Origin of the sequence: Sulfuricurvum sp. RIFOXYD12_FULL_44_77, from assembly GCF_001830725.1 — a bacterium.
GTDB classification, from domain to species: domain Bacteria; phylum Campylobacterota; class Campylobacteria; order Campylobacterales; family Sulfurimonadaceae; genus Sulfuricurvum; species Sulfuricurvum kujiense_A.
Genome location: NZ_MIBU01000271.1, coordinates 1 through 4,151 on the forward strand (window position 1 = coordinate 1; position 4,151 = coordinate 4,151).

Sequence of the window (4,151 nt, forward strand, 5' to 3'; positions counted from 1 at the left end):
AATTTCCCCTCATCGTTGATGGTAAAAATCCCATCACGGGTCAAACGAACTCCTTGCGGCGTACGAACCGCAAAAAACTGCCCCTCTTTAGAGAGTGCCATATCAAAGGTATTATCGGTTCGCTGCATTGATCCTAGAGTGTGATCGGTATAGGCATCGGTAATTTGCGGGACACGCGAAAGGGAACGGTTAAAATACTGTGCCGCTTCTTCCGTGTTATTCGCAATCGGAAGCTCGCTTTGCACCGTTTTAAACAAACGGGCAAAATCTCCGGTTATCAACTGATCCCGTTTGTATCCCGCAGTATTGGCATTGGCAAGATTGGAAGCGATCGTATCCATACGATTAAACTGCGCTACCATTCCCCCTGTTGCCGCATAATATCCGGTCTGCATTTATCATCCTTGTGGAGTATTGAGACTTAGAGAGCAACAAGTGTTCCACAGTGCAAAAACAAGAAATATAAAAACAGTGGAAGGCTATTTAAGAAAAATCTCGGTATAATCCACCTCTTTTTAACGTTAAGGGAGTCCTCCTCGTATGAGTGTCAAAGATCTAAATAAACATCTCGAAACCCTATTTGCCGAACATAAATCTAAAAATTGTCTCACCTATGAAACAATTGTCGATCCATTTGACAAGCAACCTACCCTTGCGCAAGCAAAAAACATCCTTAAATTGGCTCAGAAACATAAAATCTGCCTCTTTACCTCTTCTGAACATGCCAAAATGCTCAATCAACAAGAAGCAGCGGCCAAACGTGCCGCTCAGCTTAAATACATCGAAGAAGCAAGCGGTGATGAGTTTGATATTCTCAAACAACACGAACTTCTTGAATGGTCACGTTCGGATTCACCGGTACGTATGTACCTGCGTGAAATGGGTCAGATTCCCCTTCTCACGAAAGAAGAAGAAGTTGAAATCTCCAAACGTATGGAGATGGGGGAAGGGATTATTATCGATGCAATCTGTTCCGTCCCGTATTTGATCGATTTTATCCTTGATTATAAAGACCCGCTTATTAACCGTGAACGCCGCGTAAAAGAACTTTTCAAAAGCTTTGAAGAGGCAGAAGAAGAAGATAACGATGACGACAGCGATGACGATGCGGATGAAGAAGAAACAAATGAAAAAGCCCCTTCGCTCAAAGACAAAAAACGGGTTGAAAAAGTCGTAACCTCTTTTAAAGCGCTTGAAAAAGCAAAAAAAGAGTGGGTCAAAGCGACTGAGAAAATGTTGGAAGAGTGCTCGATTGAAGAGATGGATGCCGATTACGTCCTTTTCTTCCTCAATGTCAGCTTCAAGAAAAAAATGCTCAAAGAGGCATTGTTGGATCTCGGGCCAACCTCTAAACTTATCAATGAACTTGTCCGTTCAATGGAAACCGCATTGCGCAGTGATGAGGGATTTGATCGCGAGTTGAAACGTCTTGAGTACAAGCTTCCCCTTTTCAACGATCAACTTAAAAAGAATCATACGTTGATTTTGAATAAAATCTGCGACTTGACCAAAGAAGAGATTTCAACCAAAGTCCCTGAAGCGACAATGGTCAGCACCTATATGGAGATCAAAAAACTGATCCAAACCAAAGAGGCTTCCAAAGGGGGCTTCAATATGGAGCCGGACAAACTGGCCGATATTTTGGAACAGATCAAACGGGGTAAAAATATCTCCGAAGTTTCTAAAACCCGTATGGCGAAATCGAACCTCCGTCTCGTTGTCTCGATCGCCAAACGCTATACCAACCGCGGTCTCCCTTTCCTCGATTTGATCCAAGAGGGAAATATCGGTTTGATGAAAGCGGTCGATAAATTCGAATACCAAAAAGGGTATAAATTCTCAACCTACGCAACATGGTGGATTCGTCAAGCCATCAGCCGTGCCATTGCCGACCAAGCACGTACCATCCGTATTCCGATCCATATGATCGAAACGATTAACCGTATTAATAAGATTATGCGCAAACATCTCCAAGAGCACGGAAAAGAGCCGGATGTCGAAACCATCGCGGAAGAAGTGGGCTTGTCGGTTGAGAAAGTTAAAAACGTTATTAAAATTACCAAAGAGCCTATCTCTCTTGAAGCCCCTATCGGGAATGAAGAGGACGGACGTTTCGGAGATTTCATCGAAGACAAAATGTCCCTTTCACCGTCTGATGCTATCTTGAAAGATGATTTAAAAGTTCAAATCGAAAGTGTTCTCGAACAGCTCAATGAGCGTGAAAAAGCGGTTATCAAAATGCGTTTCGGAATTATGGACGATGAGAGTGACCGTACTCTTGAAGAGATCGGAAAAGAGCTCAACGTTACCCGTGAGCGTGTCCGTCAGATTGAAAGCAGTGCGATCAAAAAACTAAAACACCCTAAAGTGGGTCGTAAACTTAAAAACTATATCGAGGACTGATGACATTCGATCAGCAATGGATTGAGTACGACTTTAATCCATTTATCCTTTTTAACTCCGGCGGAAAAATCGTATCGCTCAATACCGAGGCACAATATCTCCTCGGTGCGATAGAGGCATCTGCCATTTATAAAATAGCCACCACCTACGCTAACTCATCTTTTGGATTCAAAACTACTTTTTTAGAACTCGAATTTGGACGTTTTAAATTTTTCGGCATCACCGTAGGCTATGAAGATGAAGAGCAAATCGGGATTCGTCTCTATCAACTCCCCTCTTTTCAGTTTACAGCACAAAAACCCGACGGTCAACTGATTAATGTCTATACCCTAATCGATTTATGTATCAGTTCCAACTCAATCGGCTCATCTACAAAATACCTAAAAGAGCTCGATCCTACTATTCCTGAGATCCGCCTTCAAACTGAGATATTTATCAAACTTCTCAATAAAATTTATATCTCAATGGGCGGAAACGAAAAAATTCTAACACGATTATTCTTCCGTGTCGGGGAACATATCAAATTTGAAGGGGAGAAATACTCTCTCTTTTCCATCGAGATTTCATCAGAGAAAATAATACGAAAATATCTGCAAGAAATCACCCATTTATCCGAAGAAAACAACCTCTTTGTCGATATAAAAGAGAATAAAATAATAATCAATGTTCCGATGATTGTGAAATAATTACTTTTTCAAAATTTCTTCACGTGTCTCTCGGAGCATTTTTTGAACTTCCGGATCTTTACTGACTGCATTATCCAATAACGCCAATCCTTCTGTTTTTCTCCCTGTTTTCGATAAAAGAAGTGCCAAATTATTGAGAGCAAGAGGATGGTTAGGGTTGCGCAATAAAAAACGACGATAGCTCTCCTCTGCTTCGCTCAGACGATCCACACGGGAATAGCTATTGCCTAGGATAAAATGGATATCTGAATCTTCAGGCCAACGCATAAGTGCACTTTGATAGCTTCGAATTGCTTCCTCAACCATACCGACTTTTTCCAATTCATATACGGATCGCAAGAATTTTTTTGATGTAGCCGATGCAGGTATCTCTCCCGGAGGAAGAAGGACAACCCCCCAATACTCACTCCGTTTCCACAACTCGGCAAAAGTTTTAATCCCTATCGGCTCGTTTGGCTGATCTGAAAAATGGGTTAAAAATTCCTTCCTCGTTGTATCGTATCCGTTCACAGGAATATAATGCCACATAGGATACCACGAATAACTCCGATTGATCAATACGATAACCGGATGATGAGCGCTAAGCTCACTCAATAATGCATCAAAATTCGGCTCCAGCGGATAGGCTATGAGTCCGTTTGCACGGGCGGTACTCACCAGTTCTACTTGCAGCGTCCCTCCTTTGAGAGGAAGCAGTGTCCGTTGATCAAGTTCCTGCAGAGATAATTTAGGGGAATAATTTCTGTTAGCCTGCCAATACTGCGCAACCATTTGAATGGATGTTGAACCGCATAAATCTTGACGTGGGGAAATAAAAGGGACATTTATAGAAGTTGAAGGATACACTTTCCCCTGAGGGAGAGGATCTTTAGCAACACAACCGCTTAATATAAATAAAGCGGCAGTTGCACATAAAAAGAAAAGATAGTCTCTCGTTGCCACGTCTAACGTACTGAACGGGTAAAGTTAAACACTTTTGTTAATCCGAGAATATCGGTAATCAATAAAACGATAAAGATAAAGACAATCGCACCGATGATGCTTCCACCGTCACCGCCGGCC

The 4,151-nt window shown here is 42.0% G+C and carries 5 protein-coding genes; 2 read left to right on the forward strand and 3 right to left on the reverse strand.

Annotated features, from left to right (window positions below):
- Positions 1–395, reverse strand: a 395-nt coding sequence (locus tag A2517_RS09800) for a flagellar hook-basal body complex protein (RefSeq protein ID WP_294896534.1), incomplete at its 3' end; no start/stop codon positions are given.
- A gap of 145 nt (positions 396–540) precedes the next feature.
- On the opposite strand from A2517_RS09800, the gene rpoD reads away from it, so the two are divergent.
- Together rpoD and A2517_RS09810 are read left to right on the forward strand one after the other, a co-directional pair.
- Positions 541–2,403, forward strand: coding sequence for an RNA polymerase sigma factor RpoD (gene rpoD / locus A2517_RS09805; protein ID WP_294896536.1), 1,863 nt, complete (start codon positions 541–543; stop codon positions 2,401–2,403).
- Complete coding sequence (locus tag A2517_RS09810; protein WP_294896538.1) at positions 2,403–3,089, forward strand: hypothetical protein; 687 nt, start codon at positions 2,403–2,405, stop codon at positions 3,087–3,089. The genes rpoD and A2517_RS09810 overlap by 1 nt, the downstream gene beginning before the upstream one ends.
- On the opposite strand, the gene A2517_RS09815 is transcribed toward A2517_RS09810, so the two are convergent.
- On the reverse strand, positions 3,090–4,031 hold the full coding sequence (locus tag A2517_RS09815; RefSeq protein WP_294896540.1) for a PA2778 family cysteine peptidase: 942 nt from the start codon (positions 4,029–4,031) through the stop codon (positions 3,090–3,092). It lies immediately after the preceding gene.
- A gap of 2 nt (positions 4,032–4,033) precedes the next feature.
- The coding region (locus A2517_RS12020; protein ID WP_367187996.1) for a PA2779 family protein at positions 4,034–4,151 on the reverse strand (118 nt) is incomplete at its 5' end.